The 22,488-nt window shown below is 65.6% G+C and carries 22 protein-coding genes; 13 read left to right on the top strand and 9 right to left on the bottom strand.

What is annotated here, in order from left to right; all coding sequences use genetic code 11:
• Positions 1-26: 26 nt before the first annotated feature.
• The 4 genes from ACSQ1X_RS18175 to ACSQ1X_RS18160 form a co-directional block, all read right to left on the bottom strand.
• Positions 27-2,609 (bottom strand): family 78 glycoside hydrolase catalytic domain, encoded by a 2,583-nt coding sequence (locus tag ACSQ1X_RS18175; protein ID WP_436058696.1) that lies wholly within the window; start codon positions 2,607-2,609, stop codon positions 27-29.
• Positions 2,610-2,677: 68 nt separating this feature from the next.
• On the bottom strand, positions 2,678-3,580 hold the full coding sequence (locus ACSQ1X_RS18170; RefSeq protein ID WP_436058695.1) for a carbohydrate ABC transporter permease: 903 nt from the start codon (positions 3,578-3,580) through the stop codon (positions 2,678-2,680).
• A gap of 6 nt (positions 3,581-3,586) precedes the next feature.
• Entirely contained in the window at positions 3,587-4,471 is an 885-nt protein-coding gene (locus tag ACSQ1X_RS18165) for a carbohydrate ABC transporter permease (protein WP_436058694.1), read from the bottom strand.
• Between the two features lie 69 nt (positions 4,472-4,540).
• The gene (locus ACSQ1X_RS18160) at positions 4,541-5,857 is read right to left on the bottom strand and encodes an ABC transporter substrate-binding protein (protein ID WP_436058693.1); all 1,317 of its coding nucleotides are present in this window, start codon (positions 5,855-5,857) and stop codon (positions 4,541-4,543) included.
• 318 nt (positions 5,858-6,175) lie between these two features.
• On the opposite strand from ACSQ1X_RS18160, the gene ACSQ1X_RS18155 reads away from it, so the two are divergent.
• Both ACSQ1X_RS18155 and ACSQ1X_RS18150 read left to right on the top strand, forming a co-directional pair.
• Positions 6,176-6,787, top strand: coding sequence for a DUF1992 domain-containing protein (locus tag ACSQ1X_RS18155; RefSeq protein WP_436058692.1), 612 nt, complete (start codon positions 6,176-6,178; stop codon positions 6,785-6,787).
• A 45-nt stretch (positions 6,788-6,832) separates the two neighbouring features.
• Positions 6,833-7,615 (top strand): hypothetical protein, encoded by a 783-nt coding sequence (locus ACSQ1X_RS18150; RefSeq protein ID WP_436058691.1) that lies wholly within the window; start codon positions 6,833-6,835, stop codon positions 7,613-7,615.
• A gap of 10 nt (positions 7,616-7,625) precedes the next feature.
• On the opposite strand, the gene ACSQ1X_RS18145 is transcribed toward ACSQ1X_RS18150, so the two are convergent.
• Together ACSQ1X_RS18145 and ACSQ1X_RS18140 are read right to left on the bottom strand one after the other, a co-directional pair.
• On the bottom strand, positions 7,626-7,946 hold the full coding sequence (locus ACSQ1X_RS18145) for a DUF6221 family protein (RefSeq protein ID WP_235506141.1): 321 nt from the start codon (positions 7,944-7,946) through the stop codon (positions 7,626-7,628).
• Positions 7,947-8,111, bottom strand: coding sequence for a hypothetical protein (locus tag ACSQ1X_RS18140; RefSeq protein ID WP_197024942.1), 165 nt, complete (start codon positions 8,109-8,111; stop codon positions 7,947-7,949). It abuts the gene before it with no gap.
• Positions 8,112-8,293: 182 nt separating this feature from the next.
• Here ACSQ1X_RS18140 and ACSQ1X_RS18135 point away from each other — a divergent pair, with 182 nt between their 5' ends.
• Positions 8,294-8,671, top strand: a complete 378-nt coding sequence (locus ACSQ1X_RS18135) for a hypothetical protein (protein WP_436058690.1) — start codon at positions 8,294-8,296, stop codon at positions 8,669-8,671.
• 120 nt (positions 8,672-8,791) lie between these two features.
• Here ACSQ1X_RS18135 and ACSQ1X_RS18130 read toward each other — a convergent pair whose 3' ends face one another.
• Positions 8,792-9,076, bottom strand: a complete 285-nt coding sequence (locus ACSQ1X_RS18130) for a DUF1540 domain-containing protein (RefSeq protein ID WP_055807503.1) — start codon at positions 9,074-9,076, stop codon at positions 8,792-8,794.
• A gap of 258 nt (positions 9,077-9,334) precedes the next feature.
• On the bottom strand, positions 9,335-10,663 hold the full coding sequence (locus tag ACSQ1X_RS18125; RefSeq protein ID WP_436059367.1) for an ammonium transporter: 1,329 nt from the start codon (positions 10,661-10,663) through the stop codon (positions 9,335-9,337).
• A gap of 917 nt (positions 10,664-11,580) precedes the next feature.
• Between ACSQ1X_RS18125 and ACSQ1X_RS18120 the strand changes: the two genes are divergently transcribed.
• From ACSQ1X_RS18120 to ACSQ1X_RS18075, 10 genes are all read left to right on the top strand, one after another.
• Positions 11,581-12,432 carry a glycosyltransferase family 2 protein gene (locus ACSQ1X_RS18120; RefSeq protein ID WP_436058689.1) on the top strand — a complete coding sequence of 284 codons (852 nt, stop codon included), beginning with the start codon at positions 11,581-11,583 and terminating at the stop codon, positions 12,430-12,432.
• A 1-nt stretch (position 12,433) separates the two neighbouring features.
• Positions 12,434-13,432 (top strand): glycosyltransferase family 2 protein, encoded by a 999-nt coding sequence (locus ACSQ1X_RS18115; protein ID WP_436058688.1) that lies wholly within the window; start codon positions 12,434-12,436, stop codon positions 13,430-13,432.
• A complete protein-coding gene (locus ACSQ1X_RS18110) occupies positions 13,429-13,557 on the top strand; it encodes a hypothetical protein (RefSeq protein WP_436058687.1) in 129 nt (42 codons plus the stop codon). The genes ACSQ1X_RS18115 and ACSQ1X_RS18110 overlap by 4 nt, the downstream gene beginning before the upstream one ends.
• Before the next feature lie 27 nt (positions 13,558-13,584).
• Positions 13,585-14,676 (top strand): hypothetical protein, encoded by a 1,092-nt coding sequence (locus ACSQ1X_RS18105; protein ID WP_436058686.1) that lies wholly within the window; start codon positions 13,585-13,587, stop codon positions 14,674-14,676.
• Between the two features lie 3 nt (positions 14,677-14,679).
• On the top strand, positions 14,680-15,501 hold the full coding sequence (locus ACSQ1X_RS18100) for a glycosyltransferase family 2 protein (protein ID WP_436058685.1): 822 nt from the start codon (positions 14,680-14,682) through the stop codon (positions 15,499-15,501).
• A 20-nt stretch (positions 15,502-15,521) separates the two neighbouring features.
• Positions 15,522-16,781: a lipopolysaccharide biosynthesis protein gene (locus ACSQ1X_RS18095; RefSeq protein ID WP_436058684.1), complete on the top strand. Its 1,260-nt coding sequence runs from the start codon at positions 15,522-15,524 to the stop codon at positions 16,779-16,781.
• Entirely contained in the window at positions 16,778-18,568 is a 1,791-nt protein-coding gene (locus tag ACSQ1X_RS18090) for a glycosyltransferase (protein WP_436058683.1), read from the top strand. The genes ACSQ1X_RS18095 and ACSQ1X_RS18090 overlap by 4 nt, the downstream gene beginning before the upstream one ends.
• Positions 18,565-18,906, top strand: a complete 342-nt coding sequence (locus ACSQ1X_RS18085) for a hypothetical protein (protein WP_436058682.1) — start codon at positions 18,565-18,567, stop codon at positions 18,904-18,906. The genes ACSQ1X_RS18090 and ACSQ1X_RS18085 overlap by 4 nt, the downstream gene beginning before the upstream one ends.
• Positions 18,903-19,106, top strand: a complete 204-nt coding sequence (locus ACSQ1X_RS18080; protein ID WP_436058681.1) for a hypothetical protein — start codon at positions 18,903-18,905, stop codon at positions 19,104-19,106. The genes ACSQ1X_RS18085 and ACSQ1X_RS18080 overlap by 4 nt, the downstream gene beginning before the upstream one ends.
• Before the next feature lie 278 nt (positions 19,107-19,384).
• Positions 19,385-20,155 carry a hypothetical protein gene (locus ACSQ1X_RS18075; protein WP_436058680.1) on the top strand — a complete coding sequence of 257 codons (771 nt, stop codon included), beginning with the start codon at positions 19,385-19,387 and terminating at the stop codon, positions 20,153-20,155.
• A 134-nt stretch (positions 20,156-20,289) separates the two neighbouring features.
• Here the strand turns inward: ACSQ1X_RS18075 and ACSQ1X_RS18070 are convergent, their stop codons facing one another.
• On the bottom strand, positions 20,290-22,350 hold the full coding sequence (locus ACSQ1X_RS18070; RefSeq protein ID WP_436058679.1) for a CBM96 family carbohydrate-binding protein: 2,061 nt from the start codon (positions 22,348-22,350) through the stop codon (positions 20,290-20,292).
• Positions 22,351-22,488: the final 138 nt, after the last annotated feature.

Here is a 22,488-nt window from a genome sequence, read left to right as displayed (position 1 = left end):
AATCCGCCCCGGCGCCGTCGTGAGTTCTACGCCACCGGTTCCACTGCGTAGCTGAACGCCCCCGGCCCCACCTCCAGCGGTGCCTGGCCGGGCAGTTCCACACGGGCGGTGCAGCCGGTGGGAACCTCAACATGGACGTCGAAACCGGTGTCCCGGACGGTCCAGGAGATGCTGGCCGTCCCGTAGGGTGTTTCGTGCCTGGCTGATGCATGTGTGAGATGTCCGCCCGGGCGGGGCTTGAAAAGGATCCTGCGGTAGCCCGGTGCCAGCGGTGCAATTCCTGCCACCACGCGGTGCATCCAGTCCGCCACGGCTCCGAGCGCGTAGTGGTTGAAGGAGGTCATGTTTCCCGGGTTGACGGTGCCGTCGGGCTGCATGGCGTCCCAGCGTTCCCAGATGGTGGTTCCGCCCTGTTCCACGGCGTAGAGCCAGGACGGGCATTCCTTTTCGAGCAGCAGGTCATAGGCGGTATCCAGGGCCCCCACGTCGGTCAGGGCATCGGAGATGACCGGTGTGCCCGCGAAGCCGGTTGCAATCCTGTTTCCGCCGTCGAAAACCAGTTCGGCCAGGCGCCGTCCGGCGAGCTGTTTCTGCTCTTCGCTCGGGAAGAGGTCGAAAACGATGGCCAGCGCGTATGCTGTCTGCGCGTCCCCGGCAACGGCTCCGGTGGGGTAGATGTATTCGTCTGCGAATGCTCTGGCGACCGCACGTCCGAGCTCGGTGTAGTGCAGTTCGTCAGCGGTGTTTCCCAGGACGCTGGCGATCTTTCCCAAATGCACGGCCGACCAGGCGAAGTAGGCCGTGGCCACCAGGTACGGGTCCGTCTTGGCGGCGGTGGGGTCGTGCGGAGGGGCCGTGGGATCAAGCCAGTCGCCCAGCTGGAAGCCGGTGTTCCAGAGGTGGGTGCCGCCGGCCCGGGTGTCCATGAGGTCCACCCATGCTTTGGCGCTGGCGTACTGGTGCTGAAGCACCTGTGTGTCGCCGAAGCGCTGGTAGATGGTCCAGGGGGTCAGGACTGCCACGTCGCCCCAGACGGCGCCCGGGCGGATGGGGGTCCACTCGTCACCGCCCGGGATGACCGGGACGTACCAGGGAACAGTCCCGTCCGGGAGCTGTTCGATGGCGACGTCCTTGAGCCAGGACGTCAGCATGCCGGAGCAGTCGTAGAGGAACGATGCCGTGGGAGCGAACACCTGGATGTCGCCGGTCCAGCCGAGCCGTTCGTCCCGTTGGGGGCAATCAGTGGGGATGTCAACGAAGTTTCCGCGCATGCTCCAGCGCACGTTTTCGTGCAGGCGGTTCAGGCCCGGGTTGGAGCTGTCGAACCAGCCGGTGCGCTCCATGTCCGTGTGGTAGACCCGGGCAGCGACGTTGGCGCTGATCTCCCCGCCGGTCCAGCCCTCAATTTCGGCGTAGCGGAAACCGTGGATGGTGAAGCGCGGCTCCCAGGTTTCCGGTTCCGTGCCGGCAATCGTGTAGGAGTCGGTGGAGATGGCGCGGCGCAGCGGCCTGGTGAAGAGTTCTCCCTCCTGCAACACCTCGGCGTGGCGAAGCGTCACCGTGTCCCCGGGTTGGCCCTGGACCGTGATCCGGAGGCGGCCGACCAGGTTCTGGCCAAAATCTACAAGCGTCTTGCCTGCCGGGCTGGTGAAGATCCGGGCCGGGCGGACTTCTTCGGTGCAGCGGACCGGCGGCCCATCCGGAGCAACAAGGGTGGCGGGGTCGCGCGGAACAGCGAGGACAGGGCCCCATCCTTCGTCGTCGAACCCGGGCTGGCTCCAGCCTGCCGGCAACTCCCGGGCGTCGTAGCTTTCGCCCTCGTAGAGGCCGGTGAATCCGATGGGACCGAAGGCTGCCTTCCAGGTCTGGTCCGTCCCCACCACGGTGACGGACCCGTCGTCGTGCGTGATCTGGAGCTGCGCCAGCAGGGCGACTTTGTCGCCGTACAGGTTCCGGTAGCCGTCGTGGAAGCCGATCCGCCCCCGGTACCAGCCGTCCGCCAGCCAGCTTCCGACGGCGTTATCGCCTTCGCGGATGAGTTCCGTGACGTCGTAGGTGTAGTAGCGCAGCCGCTCTCCGTAGACAGTCCAGCCGGGGGACAGGGTGTCGTTGCCGACCCGTGTGCCGTTGATTTCGACTTCGTAGAGACCGTGGGCGGTGACGTAGAGCCTGGCTTTGGCGACGGGCGCGGGGACGGAGAAATCCCGTCGCAGCAAGGGCGGCCGGCGGTCCGACTCCGGGTCTTCATCCCACGCGTGGGTGATGGCTGAGGCAGTCCAGTCCTCGGGCCGCAGGAGGCCCGCTTCGACGACTGAGTGCGCGCTCCAGTCACTCGGATCAGCGTCGCCCGCGCCCCAGACCCGGACCCGGACTGCTGCCTCATCCCCAGAGCTTAAGGGGGCGGCCGGCCAAGGGACCAGGACGGAATCCGCGGATGCGATGCGCTCACTGACGTGGGTTTCCCCGTTGCTCGTCGTTTCAATCTGGTATGCCGCCTGCGTCCAGCCCGGCGCCGCCAGCGTCTTCCAGGAGATGCGGGGAGTGCTGTTGCCAACGCCGAGGGCTTCGCGGAGATGATCGAAGGTTGCCGGCTTTACGGTCGTTGGCATGGTGTGCTGCTCCTGGTGCTGGTTGGATTTCGGATCATCGGTCGATGCGCGGTGTGCCAAGGTCTGTCCTAGCCTTTGACCGCGCCGCCGGCGAGGCCCTTCATGACGCGCTGGTTCAGGAAGAGGTAGAGGACCAGTGTGCCGAAGACGTTGATGCAGATCGCGGCGAAGAGGGGGCCGTACTGTACTGCGCCGAATTCGCCGGTGAAGTTCAGAAGGCCGACCTGGATGGTGTTCAGTTGGGCGTTGTTGGTGAACGTCAGCGCGATGAGCAGGTCGTTCCAGATGAAGAAGAACTGGACCAGCGCGACGGTGAAGACGGCGTTGCGGACCATAGGGAAGCCGATGGAGAAGAACGCGCGGATCATGCTGGCGCCGTCGAGGGTTGCCGCCTCGAAGACTTCCCTCGGCACGGCCCGGAAGTACGTGGCCATCATGAACACGGTCAGCGGAAGGCCGGTGGCGGTGTACGTGATGATCAGCGGCCAGAGCGTTCCGGTAAGGCCTACCTGGAAGTAGGCGGAGAAGAGCGGGAGCAGGATCATCTGGCCCGGGACCATGATCCCGGCGAGGAAGGTCAGCAGGACGGCGTTACGGCCCTTCCACACCAGGACCTCGAGGGCGAATCCGGCGGCGACGCCGAAGAGCACGATGAGGAAGAGTGAGGGGATCGTGGCGATCAGGCTGTTGGCGACGTAAGTGGCGAGGTTGCCGGTGGTCCAGGCCTCGGTGTAGTTGTCGAAGCTGAAGTTCTGCGGGAGGGTCCAGACCGGGCTGTTGAGGAACTCGTCCTGGGTCTTGAAGGAACCCATGAAGAGCCAGACCAGGGGGTAGATCTCCACGATCAGCAGGACGGCCACCAGCAGCTGGACGGGCAGGCGCTTGAGGGCTTTGATCCTTGGTGCGCGGCGGCGGGGCGGTGCGGAGGGGCCGGCAGCGGTGCGGGCCCGGAGTGTGGCGGGTGCGGTCATCGTCGGTCAGTCCTTGGTCAGGTCGCGGCGCGACGAGCGGAAGATGAACAGGGTGACGATCAGGCACAGGATCGTCAGGAGCAGTGCCACTGTGCTGCCGTAGCCGTAGTCGCCGTAGGTGAATGAGGTCCTGAACATGTGCAGCGTCAGCGGTGTGGTGGCGCTGCCGGGGCCGCCGTTGGTGAGGGCCACGATCGAGTCGAAGACCTTCAGTGTGCCGTTGATGCTGAAGATGATGGAGGACAGCAGCACCGGCAGCGAGAGGGGCAGGACGATGTGCCGGATGAGGCGGAGTCCTTGTGCCCCGTCAAGGCGGGCTGATTCGAGGATGTCTTCGGGGATGTCCACCAGCCCCGTGTAGAGCAGGACGGCGTAGAAGCCCATGGACCTCCAGAGGTCCATGATGACGATGACCCAGAAGGCTTTGGACCCGTCGCCGAGCCAGTCGATGGAGCCCATCCCGAAGACATTCAGGGCCGAGTTGACGAGGCCGTTCTGCGGGGCGATTTCGAACATCTTCTGGAACAGGAGTGCGACAGCAACCGTCGGCAGTACGACGGGGAAGAAGACCAGGGTCCGGATAAGGCTTGAACCCCGTTTGAGGGCAAACACGTAAAGGAGCGAGAGGAAGTAGCCCAGGAGGACCTGACCTGCCGTGATGACGACGGCGTAGCGGACGGTGAACCAGAGGGCCTCTCCGACGGCGGGGTCGGAGAAGAGCTTTTCGAAGTTGGAGAGTCCGGCGAAGGTGAAGCCCGTGATGGCGTTGCCGGAGAGGAATGTGTAGCCGAGGGACCAGAAGACTGGAACCAGCATAGCCAGGGTGTAGACCAGCAGTGCGGGACCAAGCAGGACAACTACGGCCTTCTTGTCTCCGAGGACGTTGTTCATGGTGCTTCTTTCATCGGAATTGGGGTACCGGCTGCCGGGGCAGGCTTTCGCCGACCCCGGCAGGGCCGCTTACTTGGTGTTCAGGTCGTTCTGGACGAGTTCCATGAACTTCTGCGGGGTGATGCTGCCGGAGACGAGGCCCGCGGCGTTGGTCTGGCTGGTGGTGGTGGCCTTGGTGCTGAAGAGTGCTTCGAACCAAAGGACGCTCTCCTTGGTGTTGTTCACCGTCTCCTGCGTGGACTTCACCAACGGGGGGACGCTGTCCACCGGAGTGCTCAGCTTGAATCCGGAGATTGAGTTCTTGTCCTTCAGCGCGGTGCTGCCGTAGTTGGTGGCGATGCACTTGAGCCACGCGGAGGCCTTGTTGTCGTACTTCTTGGCGTTGAAGGTCATCGGCAGGCCGACGTTGGCGGCGTACTGGTTGTCGATACCCTGACCCCCGGCGACCTTGGGGAAGGGCATGAAGCCGATGTTTTCCTCGCCGATCTTGTTCTGCGCCTTGTCGTTGAAGTTCGAGAGGATCCAGCTGCCCATGTAGAACATGCCGGCCTTGCCGCTTAGGAACTGGGAGGCGGCGGTGTCGTAGTCGATGGATCCGATGCCCTGGCCGAAGTAGCCCTTGGAGCCGAGGTCGGCAATCGCTTCAGCTGCCTTGACGTATTCAGGGTCCGTCAGCTTCGCTTCGCCGTCCGCTACCTTCTTCAGTGCATCCGGGCTGAGGTCCGAGAAGAGGTAGCCGCTGACGAGTCGGGTCAGCGGCCAGCCCTGCTTGCCCGACGCGGAAAGGGGCGTGACCCCGGCCGCCTTAAGCTTTTCACCGGCTGCGACGAAATCGTCCCAGGTCTTCGGAGCTTCGATGCCGTTCTCAGCAAAGAGCTTCTTGTTGTACCAGACACCCTCGACGTTGTACTGGTATGGCAGGACGTTGAGCTTGCCGCCATAGAGGGACTTAATGGTGGACGCGGCACCCGGCAGGATGGCGTCCGAAATGTTCAGGTCCTTGAGCGCCTTCTCAAAGTCCAGGACGTTGCCGGACTTGTCCAGGTCCTGGGTCAGGGCGGGGGCGTTGCCGGCAGCAAACTGGGTGGGGAGCGCGTTCTGGCCGGCAAGCAATTGCAGCTTCTGGTCCAGGCTGGTCTGGGGGACCGTTTCAATCTTCAGGGGCGCCGCTTCGTTCTCGGCCTTGCACTGGTCCTTGCTCAGGGCCTCAAGCTCGCCACGGATGGTGGTGTTTTCGACGTTGGTCAGATACGTAAATTCCTTCGACCCCTGGGCGGATGTACCGCCGCCGGCTCCGCAGCCGGTCAGCAGGAGAGCGAGTGCACCGACTGATGCAACTACGGGGGCAAGAACGCGGGCCTTGGGCCGCGACACTACAGAAACCACAGTTCCTCCTTGAAGTGTGCTTCTTTTGAAGCGTTTCAATTTAGGGTAAAGGGTGTGGCGTAAGCGTGTCAAGCGTCACTTGTCGCCGCCAAAAACCCTTGGTGGGGCGGTTTATGCGACGGAAGGCGTCGCGTCGGCCTCTCGGGAGGCTTTTCGGCAAGGTGGTGTTGGGGGAAATTAATGAAGCGCTTTAAGCCGGGGTGCCGATTGCCGCCCGCCCCGCCCACGCGGGTCCCGCAACCGCCTTATTGAAACTCCCGCGGAGGCTCTGAATACTGGAAGGCAGGTTATTCAGGATCGGCCAGGGGCGGTGTGGACATGACCAGCGAAGGAGCCGGCAGCTCGTTCAAGCGCCGCTTGGAACGAGCCGTCGAACTGCGGGCCGTCCGGGCAACCGGCATGACGGCCGCGGAGGAAGCCGAGCTCGCCGCCGCAGAGGAAAAAGAGCGGGAAAAGCTCCGGAAAGTGGACGACGCCAAGCGGGCCGAATACCTGATCCGGGACGCCATGGCCCAGGGGAAGTTCGACAACCTGAAGTACGCCGGCAAACCCATCCCGGGGCTGGGCGAGGGCTACGATCCCGACTGGTGGGTCAAGGGCCTGATCCAGCGCGAGAACCTCACCGGTATGGGTCCGAAAGCCATCCTCCTTCGGACCGAAGACGCAGAACTGGATTCCAGGCTCGACGCCCAGTATGCCGAGAAGCAGGTCCGCGACATCCTGGCGGACTTCAACAAGCGTGTGATCGATGCCCGCCGCCAGCTCCAAGGCGGACCGCCCGTCGTCACCAAGACCCGTGACATTGATGCCGAGGTGGAACGCTGGCGCGAACGCCGCGCTGCAGCTGCAGCCGCAGCCGCAGCCGCGCAACCGGCGGAGCCTGAACTGAAGCGATCCTGGTGGCGGCGGATCTGGAACGGCGGATGGTGACAGGGCCACAATAAAGGGACCATCTCGCGGCCCTTGGAGGTTGGCATGCGCACGTCGGCTTCGTCCCACTTAGCATTGCCCGTCGTTCTTGTCTTCGCCTTCCTGCTTGCCGGCTGCGGCCAGCAACCCGGGCCTCCTGGGCCGCCTACGGAATCCGCGAGCGACCTGCCGGCGTCCGCGCCAGCCGCCGCCCCGTCAGGCGCAACGCATACCCCGGACGGTACGAAGACGGCGGCTGCCGGGGGGACCTCCACTGAGTCGGCGGCCACTGAGTCGGCGGCATGGACCACGTACACGACGACGGACGGGCAGCTCATTTTCGACCTTCCCGCCACATGGAGCGTCAGGGATCCGGCAGGGGAACTGGCGGAGGGAGGAGGCGCCTTCGCGGAGGTCTCCAACGCGGAAGGAAAACCGTTGGCCACGCTTCGGACCAACATGGCAACAGGGTCCACCTGCGTGGACCGGTACCCATACTCCGTGCTCGACTCCCAGGACCTGACGGCGCTGACCCTGAAAGGCGCCACGCCGCGGTTCGTCTATGAGACCCGGGGAAACGCCACCGCCCCGGGGCCGGCAGACACCCCGGCTGCGGCGTACGGGATCACGTCCGGTCCTCCGCCGGCGGGGGACTCGGCCTGCGCCATCTTCCAGTTCTTCACCTGGCCGCCGAATGCAGCCATGTTCGGGGCCTTCTACAATCCGGCGAACAATGACACTCCCGGGGACGAGTCCCTGCCCTATCTGGAGAAGGCCAAGATCTACCTGGAGACGCCCGAGTACCGCAGCATCAAGCGGATGATTACGTCCTTGCGGCCCGCGGGCTAACTCCGCCGACCTACAGCCAGTCCTCCTCGAAGTCCGGGTGATCGGCATAGGGCAGCGCCAGCGCCTTCAGCGATCGGGTGGTCCATTCGATCGCTTCTGGGATCCAGCGGGACTCCTCCTCGAAGGGGTCGCTGACCATGGTGGCAAGCGCCGTTTGCCGGGCTGATTCGACGATCCGGATGACCCTCTTCTTCGCCTCGCACTCCAGCAGCAGGCGGTGTTCGTACCATCGCCCCGATTCGGAGACCGTGCGGTCACTGAGGATTTTCCGGGCCGCTGCCTCGTCTTCCCTGATGCGCTCGGACAGGAACTCGACAATGTCCACAACCATTCAACTTTCGGCGGCTGCCCCGTCTGCAAGGTCGGCGACTGTGATGTCGGCTCCTTCGGCCGGGTCCTGCGAATGCGCCCGGATGTCCCGTGGATCCGCGTTCACGTCGCCTTCGGCCGGAGCCTCGCTGTGGACACGCTCCGACGTCTTTGGATTCTCGCTCATGTCCGCTCCTTTTGCTGTGTTGCTGGGGTTTCTGTGGTTGCTGCGGTGACGCGGGACCCCCACTACTGATCATCTAGCGCCCGGAGCCGCAGCGCTGTCAAGAACCATTCCGGCCTACCGGGGCCGCGGGAGTGGAGGACAATGAGTCCATCGGATGACGGGCCAGGCGAAGGAGCAGGACGGTGTCAGAGACAAACGGACCACGGCGCGCGGCGCAGCAGATGCAGGAGGCGGCCCGCTATCTGGCCCGTGCCACCAGGAACCTGGACACTCCATCGGACAGCCACGAGATCCTCCGGAGCCTCACGGAAACGCAGGGCTCAATCGCGCAGGCCATCCGGGAACTGGCCGAATGGCACCGGGCGGCGGCTGCGGGAACGCACTACTCCCGCCCGCACAATGAAAGCGCCCGGGGCGTGATGACCGCCGTGTCCGAACTGGACCTTGCGGCGCAGGAAGCCGATGCCCTGCAGGAGACGCTCAACCGGGCGCACGGCGGAAGCAGCGTAGTGAACTGGCTGGAAAAGTCCGAACCCGAACCGCCGGCAAGCGATGGCTGAGAGGCGACTGACACCCGGCATCCGCGGCCGCTGACTGAGGCAGCCAGGAACGCAAGAGGACGACGGCGGGAAGTCCCGACGTCGTCCTCTGCTTTAGCCGGGCGCGCCTGGCCCCGCCCGCTACGCGTGCGAATATGTCAGGCAGTCCGCGTTGTCGGCGCCCGGACCCACATGGACCTCGGGGGCCTTGCACATCAGGTGGTCGTTGTGGACGCATTCGGAGCGCTGGCAGGCTCCGACGTCGGCCAGGACCTTTGGCAGTCCGCCGTGCATGCCGGTGTCGATGAAGGTGGCGCAGGATGCATGATCCTGGGTCCCGCCGACGGTGATGGCGGCGGCGTTGCAATTCGAGTGGTCGTTGAAGGAACAGTTGGAAACACTGCAGTCTGCGACGTGCGTTGTCATAGAAAGATCCTCCGTGGTTCGGCTGCCCGGGCGGGCTGCTCCCTGTGACCCACGGTAGGCCTGTCCGGCCGGATCAAAAAGACCCAAACGTGTGACCTAATTGCCGCGTCCCTGTGCGCGGTTAGGGCATTACGGCCTATGGTCCGGCAACGCGCCGGTTCCTAAGATAGTGGTAGGGCCGACGGCACGACTCCCGGCACGTCCGGGGGGCCTTCCCAAAGACCGCCGCCGGCCCCTCAACTCCAACCGGCAAGGCGGCTACACCAGGCTGTCTTGCTTTTCCTGTGCCTGGGCAGTTGCCGGAGCGTTGGTTGTTGCCGGAACGGGCAGCGGGTGATGGAAGGGGTTGAACCGGCTGCGGGACAGTTCACCGAATGCGTAGGCCGTCTCGGCATGTTCGGAAAGGTCCACGCCCGCGTTCTCGGCTTCCTCGCTGACGCGGAAGCCGACGGTCCTGTGGATGGCGCGGCCGATGACCAACGTGCCCAGGCCGGACAGGGCGATGGTGACCAGGACGGCGACGATCTGGGCCACGAGCTGCTGTGTTCCGCCGCCGTAGAGGAGGCCGCCGCCCACACCGTCCACCGGCAGGGCGATGAAGCCAAGCGACAGCGTGCCGATAACGCCGGCTCCGAAGTGGACACCCACGACGTCCAGCGAATCGTCGAAGCCGAACCGGTATTTCTGGTCCACGAAGACCGCGCAGGCCGCACCGGCCACGAGGCCCAGGCCCAGCGCTGCGAGGGGGCTGATGTTGGCGCAGGACGGGGTGATGGCCACCAGGCCGGCAACCACGCCTGAAGCGGCACCGAGGGAGGTGGGGTGCCCGTGGCGGATCTTCTCGGTGACGAGCCAGCTCAGCATGGCTGCGGCCGGTGCGACCAGGGTGTTGACCCAGATGAGGCCGGCCTGTTCGGCAGTGGTGGCGGCACCGCCGTTGAAGCCGAACCAGCCGAACCAGAGGATGGCGGCACCCAGCATGATGAACGGGATGTTGTGCGGCCGGTGGTTGGGATCCTTGGCGAATCCCTGGCGCTTTCCCACGATCAATGCGAGGACGAAAGCGGCGGTTCCCGAGCTGACCTCGACGACGGCGCCGCCCGCAAAGTCGATCACCTGGCCAAAGACTGCGGTGAGGGCGCCGCCTGCGCTCATGAGGCCACCGCCCCAGATCATGTAGGCCAGCGGGCAGTAAACCAGGGTGATCCAGATGGGGACGAAGACCGCCCAGGCGCTGAACTTGGCGCGGTCCGCGATGGCGCCGCTAATGAGGGCCACGGTGATGATGGCGAAGGTGGCGCTGAAGGCCGCCTTCATGAGGTCCGGCGAGCCCATGAGGTTCTGCAGGCCAAAGTTGGCGAAGGGGTTACCGAACAGGCCGAGGATGCCGTCGCCGGTGGTCATGGAGTAGCCCCACAGGACCCACACGACGCCGACAATGCCGGCCGAGATGAAGCTCATCATGATCATGTTGAGCGCCGCCTTGGCGCGGGTCATGCCGCCGTAGAACAGGCCGAGGCCGGGGGTCATGAACAGCACCATGGCCGACGACAGCATCAGCCAGACGTTTTCCGCAGTGATTTCCACCTGCGTGTCCCTTCTCATCAAGTCTTCCGTACGGGACCTCGAGTGATTCCGGGCCACGCCCCCGCTCAATGTTTCACGCTTCGTGTTTCCGATAATGGGGCGCTAGGTTGCGGGTAAGTTACAGGAACGGGCCCAGCGTGAAGATCACATGACGGTCTTGTTTCGAGCATGTTAACTGGGGCGCTTTGACGGCGTGATGGGTGGGCGATGACCGGTCGCGTTTCGGCAAGATGACGGGCGGCTCACCGCTAGCTTGCGGGTTTGAGGGCCGCCCTCCGCCTGATACCTCCCAACGCTCCGTCCATGCGCCCATGCAAGCCGGGGATCACGAACAGAGCGTCCCAGTTTATGCCGCCTGGTGATGGTTGGTCATTTTCGCTGTTTCTTCTGGGAGATGAATATCTCAGCGAGTTGAGGTGATGGCGCACATCATCACAACTGCGAATTAAGAACCCTTCTTTGCGGAATCTTAGGTCGTCGCTAGCTGAATAGGAACCCCAATTCCGACTGTTTACGCCGGGCAGCGCTTTAACTCGGTGCGGCACGCACCCCGCGCCGGCCTGGTGGGACCCCTCCCCGTCCACGGGGTACCCGTGCGGGCCGGAGGAGCCGAAGATTTCGTAAGTATTAACGCCCTGTTACCGGGCATCTCGCCACAAATTGCTTGGCCGAGAAGCACCGTAGCGCCCAGAGATCCGCTAGGTGCCCAAGTTAACAAAAACAGGTATTGACCACTCGTTACTACCCTTGGGCGCCCGCATAGGCTCGACGAATCAGTTCACGGGCAATGAGAAATCATGGCCAGGATTTATTCACGGGTAAAACAATCCGTCCCGCTGAATTGGAAGATTAGGCGCCCGTTGCCGAATCTCGTAAAGCCACCAAATTCCTCAAATTGTCATGAAGTGGTGAGGCTAATGTCTATTCCCAGTCGCTTTCCTATTTCTCTATCCGAGCCGGTTGTTCCGTTACCGACAGCTTCAGTGAGCGTTGTTATCCCAACGTTGAATGAGGCAATGAATCTACCTTGGGTGCTTCGTCGCATGCCCTCGTACGTGGACGAGGTGGTGATAGTGGACGGTCGCTCACACGACCACACCGTGGCTGTTGCCCGGGCCCTTCGGGACGACGTGGTGGTCGTGGCCGAGCCGAGGAAGGGGAAAGGCATCGCAGTCCGGGCCGGATTCGCCGCAGCCTCGGGGGACCTCATCGTCATGCTGGACGCGGACGGAAGCATGGACCCCCAGGAAATCGGCTGGTTTGTTTCGCCCCTGCAACATGACTATGACTTCGTGAAAGGCTCCCGCTACGTCACTGGGGGCGGCTCCGAGGACCTGACCTGGCTGCGCAACGCCGGCAACCGGGCCTTGACGGAGCTGGCGAATGCCGTGCTCCGCAGCAACTTCTCGGACCTCTGCTACGGGTACATAGCCTTTCGCCGGGAATGCCTGGAGGTCTTGCAGCTGGCTTCCGATGGTTTCGAAATCGAGACTGAGCTGATTGTGCGGGCGGCCAAAGCCGGCCTGCGCATCGCCGAAGTACCCAGCATCGAACTTGAACGCATATCGGGTGTTTCGAACCTGCAGACGTTCCGTGACGGGTGGAGGGTCCTGCGGACGCTCGCAAGCGAGTCCAGCAACTGGGAGGCGCCCACGGCCGGTGCCCGTCCCGAGGCACTGCGGCGCGTCAAGTACAGCTATCCAAACGTGCGTTTCCCCCGGACCCCCACGGATCCGCAGAGCGTACTGGCACTGGCAGAAGGAGCCTAACGTGTCTAATTCCATTCAACCGCCCACGGTATCCGTGGTCATCTGCTCCTACACAGAGGAGCGTTGGAGCCTTCTGCTGGATGTCATTGACTCCGTCAACAAGCAGAGTCACGCCCCGCAGCAGCTCATTGTGGTGGTGGACCACAATGTGAACCTCTACAAGCGCCTCATCGCCACGGTGAAGGACGTAACCCTCGTGGAAAATTCAGGACCGAAGGGACTGTCCGGAGCCCGGAATACCGGCGTAAGCCTAGTGACATCCGACGTCGTGGCATTCCTGGACGACGACGCCGTTGCAGCTCCCGATTGGCTCGAACGGCTGATGGCGCTCTACGACGACGTCGATGTGCTGGGTGTGGGTGGCCGCGTTGAACCGCTCTGGGAGAGAGGACGTCCCGGCCACTTCGGCGAGGAGCTTGATTGGATCGTCGGGTGCAGCCACCGCGGAATGCCCAAGGTCGCCTCCGAGGTGCGCAATGTTATTGGCGCAAACATGTCCTTTCGGCTCGAAGTCGTACGACAGGTGGGTGGCTTCAACGTTGCCCTTGGGCGTCAGGGCGCCAAGCCCCTGGGCTGCGAGGAAACCGAGATCTGCATCCGGTCCATCATTGGATCCCCAGGTTCGCGCATTGTCTACGAGCCTGCCGCCCTGGTGCGTCACCATGTGCCCGCACACAGAGGCAGCTTCCGCTATATGCTGTCGCGTTCGTGGTCTGAGGGCATTTCCAAAGCACAGGTGAGCCATATTGTGGGCCACAAGCGGGCCCTGGGCCCGGAGCGGCGCTATGTCCGAAGCGTCTTGCCCCGGGCCGTCTTTTCCGGGCTCAGCGATTGGACAACGGGGAGAGACTCCAAAGGCCTTGCGCGAGCCGGGGCGGTGGTGGCAGTTCTGGTAGCCACATCCGCAGGATACGTGCGGGGGCGCCGGCTCGCCCACGTCTCGATGGCACGCCCGACCAGCACAACTCCCCTTCGCTCGCCGTTGAGGGAAGTCCAGTGAGCCAAAGCCTAAGCCAGATGCTCCCAGACGCCCAAGGTCCCGCCCATGAGCTGGTTCCCGCAATGGGCCACCGCGACGACACTGCGGACACCGTCCACACCAGCAACACCAACAACACCATCTGACCGACACCACCCAGACAGGGGACGACAATGCGCACTTCGCAGACCAAGGCACTCCACTTCGACATCCACGGCCGCGTCACGATCAGCGTCGACGCAAAGGCGCCGGCAGCACCCCAACTCCGGAGCATGCTGGCGTGTTTCGCCACGGATGCCGAACGGCCGGCCGACATCGTCGTCGATGACCGGCCTGAGCCCATGCCGGATGCGGGTCTACTCGAGCACGAGCTTGCGTACACGGAGAGCAGCGTGCGTTTCAATGCCGATCGGGTCCAGGTCGTGAGGGACGCAGAGCAATGGCGCATCCACGGGGCGGGCGAGCTGTTGACCTCCGTGGTCCCGGTTCTCGATGCCGCCATGATCGGTCGAGGAGCCGCCATGATCCATGCGGCAACGATGGCCTACCGTGGCCACGCGATCGCGCTTCCCGCCGCCGGAGGGACCGGTAAGACGAGCACCGCCGCCAAGCTGATGCGGCGCGAGGGATGGTCGTTCATGGGCGACGACTGGGCCTTCCTCGCCGAGGACGCCACGCTGCTCGGCTACGCGAAGCCGATGTTCATCAAGCCGCACCACCGGGCGATCTACCCCCACCTGTTCGAAGGTGTCCGGAAGCCCCTCGTCCCCTCAGGGCTTTCGCAGAGCGTCGGCCGTCTCACCACGCTGGTGCACCCGTACGTCATCCGTTATCCGCGCCTCGCGGACTTCTCCCGCCGGTGGTCGCCGGAGCACCGCATGGTCGAGGCTGGGACCGCATTCCCTGGGCGGGAAGTGACCACCTCGGCCCCACTCGCGGCCGCCATCTATGTCGAGCGCTTCGAGGGCACCCGGACTCGGATCGTAGAGCGGACCACCGATTGGATGGTCGACCGCATGATCGGCAACTTCCACATCGAGATGGCGGGCTTCTCGCAGCAGGTTGTGACCGGCCTGGCGGCCACGTCCGTCGTCCCGTGGCGCGAGCACTTCGCTGCTAAGGGGGTCGTGCTGACCAAAGCGCTCGACGGACGTCCCTGCCACCTGCTGCAGGTGCCCTCCGCGTACTCGGCCGACGAAGCGTCGGACGACATCGTCCGGCATCTCGAGCAGCTGCTGCCGTCGGTCCTCGACGAGCAGGTCTGAGGGGTGGACGCCGTGGACCACCGCCCTGCCGAAGTCACCGCCGTCGTTCCGGCCCGCAACGCGGAACACCTGCTCCCTCGCTGTTTGGAGGCCCTGCGTCAGTCCGGTGTGGCCGAGATCATCGTGGTGGACGGATGCTCCACTGACCGCACCGTCGACCTCGCCCTCGCGGCCGGTGCCCGGGTCCTGAGTGACGAGGGGCGCGGCCTGCCCTGGGCTCGAACTCTCGGAGTGATGAGCAGCAGCACCCATTGGGTCCTGCTCGTCGACGCCGATGTCGTGTTCGGGCCCACGGGGGTCGCCGACCTGCTCACGGAGCTGGTCGCGGGCGGCTACGACGCCCTCCAAGCCGGTCTAGAGAGTGTCGCTGGACCAGGCTACTGGGGGCAGGCGCTGGCACATCACCATCGCACCGGCCGCAGCCGCAACTGGTTCGGGCTCGTGGCGACGATCGTCGACCGAGACCTGATGCTCAGCATGGGGTTCGACGACTCGTTCAAGTCGGGGGAGGACATCGAGCTGCGTTGGCGAATGCGGGAGTCAGGGCTGCGAACGGGTGTGTCACGCCGGGTCGTCGTCGAACATCGCTTCGCCGCAGACGACTTCGATTTCGCGCTCGACCAGTTCCTCATGGACGGAACGGGACTGGGACGGATGATCCGCAAGCACGGCTGGCGCGGTGCGAGGCTGGCGCTGCTGCCCGCCGCCGCGGCAGTCCGGGGCAGCGCCTTGAGCCTCGCTGCTGGCCAGCCTCGGTGGCTGCGGTACTACGTCGCCTTCTGCTGGTACAACTACGCGGGCCTGGTAAAGGGTTTCGCGTCGTGAGCGCTGAAGGGGGGACCGCTGTGACGGACGCATCGACCGTCCGGCACTCCCCGCTGCGCAGCTCGCTCGGCCTCGTCGTGGCCAAGGCCGCCCAAACGGGCACGGGTTTCGCCTTCTGGGTCGTGGCCGCGAATGCGACGTCCGACCGCGAGGTCGGGCTCACCACGGCCGCGGTCTCGGCGGTGATGATCTGCACTCAGCTCGCGGTGCTGGGCGCCGGTTCGGCCGTGATCGTCGCGGTGGGGCGAGGAGAGTCGCCCGCGCGGGTGCTGGACGCGGCGTTCGCCATCGTGGGGGTAGCCGGGACCGTGCTGGCCCTCGGCTACCTCGTGCTGCAGTCGGCCGCGACGCCGGACACGGCCTCGGTATCGGTTCTCTTCTGGCTGACGTTCCTCGTGGCTGCCGTCACCGGGACCCTGGGCATCGTGCTGGACCAGGCGCTTGTGGCGTTGGGACGCGGTGCCAGCGCGACCTCGAGGTACGCATTGGGTGGCGGGATCTCACTCGGGGCCGCGGCGCTCGTGGCCTTGTGGGCGCACGGCGCCTCCGCCGACGTTCTGATGGCCTGCTGGACCCTAGGGACGGCCGTGACGTGCGTCGTCGGTGCCGTCCAGCTGCGAAGACTAATCGGCTACCGGCCGCGACCGTCCTTACGTCTGGCGCGCGGCCGTCCACTGCTGGCGCTGGGCATTCCGCACCAGCTCCTCACCCTCACGGAGCGCGCCCCCGGGCTGATGCTGCCACTCCTGCTCGCGCACATGGTAGCGCCAGAGGCCGCTGCCTACTGGTATCCCGCATGGATGATGGCCTGGGCCGCCTACACCGCTCCGATGCTGATGGGCATCGTCCAGTTCTCCGAGGGTGTCCGCGACCCGGACCGCCTAGTGTCGACCACCTTGGCTAGTCTCCGTTGGTCGCTCGCCGTAGGAGGCGTGGCTGCCGCCGTCCTTGTGCTCTTCGCTCACCCGCTGCTCAGTCTGCTGGGGGAGCGGTACGCCGACTCGTCCGCCGGCGCTCTACGGTTGTTGGCGGCCGGACTGGTGCCGTACGCGGTGCTGCAGGCCTACAACGCCGTGTGCCGGGCCCGCGGTCGCTACGCGGAGGCGATCGTGGTCGGCGTGGTGCTCGGAGTCGCCCTCTGCGCCTCAGCGCTGTTGGCCGCCGACAAGGGCCCCACCGCCATGGCCCTTGCATGGCTGGTGGTGCTGTCAATCGGGGCCGCGGCGGTCGGCCTCCGGCTGGTCGCCGTCCTTCGGCGTGTCACGCAGGACGCACGATGACCAGCGCGATGATCATCACGCCCGATACGACCAGCCCCACCCGGGGACGCTGGAAGCCCCGTGATGTGTGGTGCGCACTGGCGGGCGTCGTGTCGCTGGCGCTTGCCGCGGGGGCCGCCTCCACGGTGGCCGTGCCCGTGAACAGCGATTTGGGGTTCGTCGCAGTGCTGCCCTACCCGTTCTGGGCGGGGGTCCTGCTTCTGAACATCGCCTTCGTCGTGGCGCTGCGGGGGGATGCCGCGGGCCCGGCACGCCGCCCGGTCATGATCTGGCTCGTCGCGGTGCTCGTGCTCGTGCTCTTCGGGACCGCAGCCTTCGTGACGGACGTACCGCGGGGTGAGGTCGCGTTCCGTCATCTGGGCATCGCCGACGCCCTCTCGCGCACCCAGGGGATCGACCCGGACATCGACGCGTACTTCAACTGGCCTGGTTTCTTCGCCCTCCTGGCGACGGTGCTCCGGGCGACCGGTCTCGACCCTGTGGCCGTTGCCTTGTGGGCACCGGTAGTCGACATGGGTCTGTGGCTGGCTGCCCTGGCCGTGCTGACGCGCTACCTGACGAGCGATCCGCGACGGCGCTGGCTCGTGCTCTGGGTCTTCTGCCTCGGCAACTGGCAGGACCAGGACTACTTGTCTCCCCAGGCCTTCGGCTTCTTCCTGTACCTCGTCGTCGTCGCGCTGGTCGTCGGCCCGTTGGCCGCGCGGCCCCCCGTGCTCCGCGGTTTCCGACGCGCCGACCTGGCGGCGTGGTGGCGAGGGCGGTCGGCCGCCGAGCCCCGGCCGGGGCACCGGGTGGGCGCCCTCGCGGTGACCCTCTTGCTCGTCGCGGTCATCTGCGCGAGCCATCAGCTGACGCCGTTTATGGTGCTCATCGCCATCACCGCTCTCACCCTGAGCGGACGTGTCTGGCCCAGCCGGCTGCCCCTGATCACCGGGGTCGTGCTGGCGCTCTGGCTCGTCTACCCCGCGAGTGCATACCTCATCGGGCATCCACCCTTGGCGGACGCAGGACTGCAGGCCGCGACCGCGGCGAACGTCGTCGACCGCATGAGCGGGACCGATGGGCACATGCTCGTGGTGCAGCTCCGGGTCGTTCTCACCCTCGTGCTGTGGGCGCTCGCCGCGGCGGGGGCGGTGCGCGACTGGCGCAGAGGGCGTCTCGACATCCGGGTGGTTCTCCTCGCCGTTAGCCCACTGCTGCTCTTCCCCGCGCAGTCGTACGGCGGGGAGATGCTCATCCGCGTCTCGCTGTTCGCGCTGCCCTTCGTGGCCATGCAGGCGTGCTCGGTCCTGCTTCCCACGGATGGCAGCAGATGCCCCTCCTCCCGCGCCGCCGTATGCCTTGCGCTTACTTGCTTCCTGCTGGCCGTGCTGACCGTGACGGGCCGGTTCGGAAACGCCCGGTATGACGTCTTCACCGACGGTGAGATCGCCGCTGTCGCCGCCGTGCAGCGTCTCGCGCCCCCCGGCTCGGCGATCATCTCGGCTGCGCACCCGACACCGTGGCGCAGCGAGGCCTACCTCGAACACCGGTACCGGACCATCGACGAGCTGTGCCCGTCCGACTTGTCGGCGGCGACGTGCGGCCCACTCGTTTATGGCTACGCCCGGCACAATTCCGCCGGTGCCCTCGTGCTGCTCACGCGTTCGTCGGAGGCGAGTCTCATACTCCAGGGCGCCAGCAGCGCGCGCGGCTTCGCCGAACTGGAGGAGTGGCTGAGCGCTCAGGACGGCGTGGAGCTCGCGTTCAGCAACGTCGACGCACGCGTGTACCGGGTGGCGCCATGAGCGGCGGCGGCGTCAGCCGGCCCACCGTGGCGCTCGGTGTCGCGGCCGTCGCGCTGGCGCTGGTGACGCTCGTCGGGCTGCCGACACCGCTGCAGGCGGTCGCCGCGACAGCCGTCCTCGTGCTGCTCCCGGGGCAGGCACTGGCCCGACTCACGCAGGTGGATGACCTCGCGCTCGGCGCGCTGCTCGTCCTGGCGCTCGGCCTCGCCGCGCTCACGGCGGTGTCTACGGCGATGTTCTACCTCGCTGTGTGGTCGTGGCAGGCGTGCGTCGTCACGATGGGCATCATCACCGTCCTCGCGTGCATGGCACGCGCACGGCAGGAGTCGGCGTCATGATCGATCTGGCGGGACTACTCGCGACTGCCGCCCTGCTCGTCACCCTCGTCGCGCTCGAGGTCCGACGCGCCGGACCGGACACCGCCCGGCCCACACGCCCGAAGCTCCTCGGCCGAACGGTGAGCCCCAAGGTCGTCGCCGTCATGTGGACGATGTACCTGCTCCTCTTCCTTCCACGCGTGCTGGGACTGCTCACGTGAGCCGGACGGCGCGGTGGTGGCTCCTCAGCGACCTCCACCTGGGCGTGGCGGACGACGACCCCCGGTGCCCTGGCAGAATGCTGCCCGAGTTCCTGCGCCGAGACGTGCTCGCAGCCTCCGGTCCGCAGCAGCACGTCGTCTTCGTCGGAGACACGTTCGAGCTGGTCGGGTACGCCGAGGACGAGAGCGTGGCACGGCTCGAGTCGATCCTCGCCCGCCACCCCGACACGTTCCGGGCGCTGGAGGCGTGTGCGGCGCGCGGCGTGCAGCTCCACTTCGTGTGCGGTAACCACGACGTGGAGCTGGCCCGGCCCGCCGTTGCCGCCCGCCTGTCGGCGCTGCTGTCACCCCTCGAGCCCGCGCGGGTCCGCGTTCACCCGTGGTTCCTGCACGTGCCCCGTGTGCTCGTGGCCGAGCACGGGCACCAGCACCACGCGCTGCACCGGATACCCGAGCTGCTCCGCACGGCGGTCAATGGCACCGACGAGCTGGACCTACCACCGCTCGCCGCCTGGAACGCCCATCCGTCGAGGTCGCGCCTGACCCGTGCGGGGGCGGTTGCCCGGGCCTGCCTGGCGTCCGAGCGGGCGGAACGCCGCGTCCGGGAGCGCGCGTATGACGAGCTGTTGCAGAACGAGTCGCTGCGCCTCGCGCTCGACGAGGCGGCCGTTCGGGAACTGGCGCGCCTGTCCCGGTTTCGGACGGTGTCGGCGCTCCCGCGCACCGCGATCCGCATGGTGCTCGCGGCCGCCGGGCGCAGCATCGCCGGTGACGAGGCTCCTGCTGCAGCGGGCCGGTTCGCGCGTACCCTCGAGGTGCACCGTTCCGGAGTGGCCTGGTACATCTCTGGCCACACGCACAGGGCCCTCGAATCGGAGCTCGAGGCCTGCCCCACCCGGTACGTCAACACCGGCACATGGTGTTCGGACGTCCGCGGTCGCGGACCTGACCAGTCGGACCGTCGGGCGTTCCCGTACGCCGTGGTCGATGTCGCCCGCGACGGCGCCACCAGTGGCGGGCTAAGGTACTGGCGTCCGGACGGTGGCTGAGCCGGACCCGTGTCAGCGCACCGCCCGGCTGCCTCGCCGCCCGGGCTTGCCGACGGCAGGTGTAAAAAGGCAGTGCCGGGACCGCCTCCTCACGGATGACGTCCCGGCACTTGGCGTCTGATGCCAGCCGCGACCTAGTTCAGCGTTAGCACCAGCTTGGGTGCGAGCATGCTGCCGGCCTCCTTGGAGTTGATGTCCACGGCGTCGGTGCTGCTGGAGTCCAAACCAAGTGAGAGCTGTTGGCCGAGCCCACCGGTCAGGGCGCTGACCGTCAGCGGAACGCTGTAGCTGGTGTTGGTCGTTGTCGGGCCGAGCGTGCCGACGCTGGTGCCGAGTGCCGGACGGTTGTTGTAAGTGATCCCGCCCTCCGTCCAGCTGTCATCAGCGACCAGCTTGACGTTCTGCTTACCCGTTGACCCGTTCCCGGCGATACGCAGCTCCAACGTCGCACTCTCCAGGGTCCTGCCCGCATACGCCGACAGGTCGAACTTCACGTACGTGACCTCCACCGGGCTGTTGTCCACACCCAACGTGGTACTCGTCCCATAGTTCGTCCCCGTCGCCATGCTCAAGACATAACTGTCAGCGGTGGCCGTGAGCGTGACTGTCTCGGACGTGCTGCCGCCCCCGGAAGCCGTGGTGAAGTTCCACGTCTCGTCCGACGCCACCGCGTTACCGGCAACATCCTTGACCCCACCGGTGCCGCCCCGGATCGTGGCCGTGTACGTCGTACCCGGCGCCAGGTCCGCATCCGGGTTCAACGTCGCAACCTTGTCCGTGCTGTTGTACGTCACAGCGGCCGGCACCGTCGTCGCCCCAGCCTTCAACGTGAACGTGTCCGATGTGAGCGTCGACGCATCCATCGCCTCCGAGAACGAGCCGGCCGCATTTGCCGTCACCGCCACGCCAGTCGCGCTAGCAACTGGAGACATACCGGTCACGGTCGGAGCGGTCGTATCACTACCCCCACCACCGACGCTCGGGTCGTAAAAGTGCCAGTACCGGCTCGTGGCGTTCACATCGGCCAGCACGAGCACACCGCTATTGGCAGTGCCCCGCGACGCACTGTTGAGGTTCTGCTTCGTTGACGTCACGTTGTGGACATACTGGTCGGCGTCCACGATACGGGCCGTCTTCGCGGTGGTGAAGTTGATGTTGTCCAGCGGCGTGGACTTCTCGTAGGTCGCACCCCCCGAGCTAGTGCAGACACCAGCGTTCGTCGTGCCACCCGGCTTCGGATAGGAAGCGAAAGTACGCAGCATCTGCGTACTTTCATCAATCAAGACGATCACCCGGTTGGGGCACTCCGACACTGCCGCGATCGGGTAGGCCGACCACGTCGTGCCAGTCAATGACAGCAGCTGGATCAGCGGCTGAGGAGCCGACGTGAACGACGTCTTGACGGCGGCGAAAACCCGACCACCTGAGGAGTCCAGCCACTTCAGATTCATGTGGTCATCGCCGCTCTGCTGCCCCGACACCGCCGCCACAGGAGTGGTCCAGTTGGTGTTCGGCGTTCCATCGACGTGGTAGCTCCAGTACATGCCGTCGGTGGAGTCACCGACCTGCCGGCTCCACATCACACCCATATTGCCGGGTCCGAACGCGATCACAGCCGACGTGTCGTCCACAGACACGTTGCTCAACGACGCGGGATGCGGGAATGGCGTCCCCCAGGTCTTGCCATCCGTGCCAGTGACGTTCAGAAAGATTTTGTTCCCCTGCTGCCACGTGGCCCACACCCGACCAGTCGAGTCCTTATCGATGGTCAGGGTCTCAACGCGGTAGTTGTTGATGTTTGTGGAACTCAGCAGCGAGTACGTCTTGCTACTCGAGTCGTAGCTGAAACGCCGCATCGTCGTCGGAAAGTTCGCCTCAGCCGGCAGGCCGTCGTTGATGAACCGATAACTCGCCACATACAGCGTCGTCCCGTCCCACAACACGTCATGATGAGTGTCCGCCCGCGGCTCCGTCGCCACACCCGTATCGACCCACGCGCTCGTCGCGGCATTGAACCGGAAGATATGAAAATCCGAGCTGGCAGTGTCCCACAGGTTCCCCCACCAGACCCCGTCGTTGAACCACAGGGAACTCGTCGCCCGCTTCGTACCCGTCGGTGTCCCCGTCCCCGAATGCGACGGACCTTGAACTCCCACATCACCCTCAGCAGCCGACGCCGCAATCGGCACCACCATGAGACCCACCGCAAGAAGCAGTGCTGTCAGCAGTGCATGGAGTCGCAGATTCCTCGACCCGCCTGGGCGAAGACCAGTCGAGCGGCCACGTCCCCGCCGCATGCTGAGCCGCCGCATGCTGAGCCGGGAAGTCGGAGA

Source organism: Arthrobacter sp. LjRoot78 (genome assembly GCF_964254335.1).
GTDB lineage: Bacteria > Actinomycetota > Actinomycetes > Actinomycetales > Micrococcaceae > Arthrobacter.
Note: the sequence above shows the minus strand (reverse complement) of the source record. Positions and strands in the feature narration are given on the sequence as shown.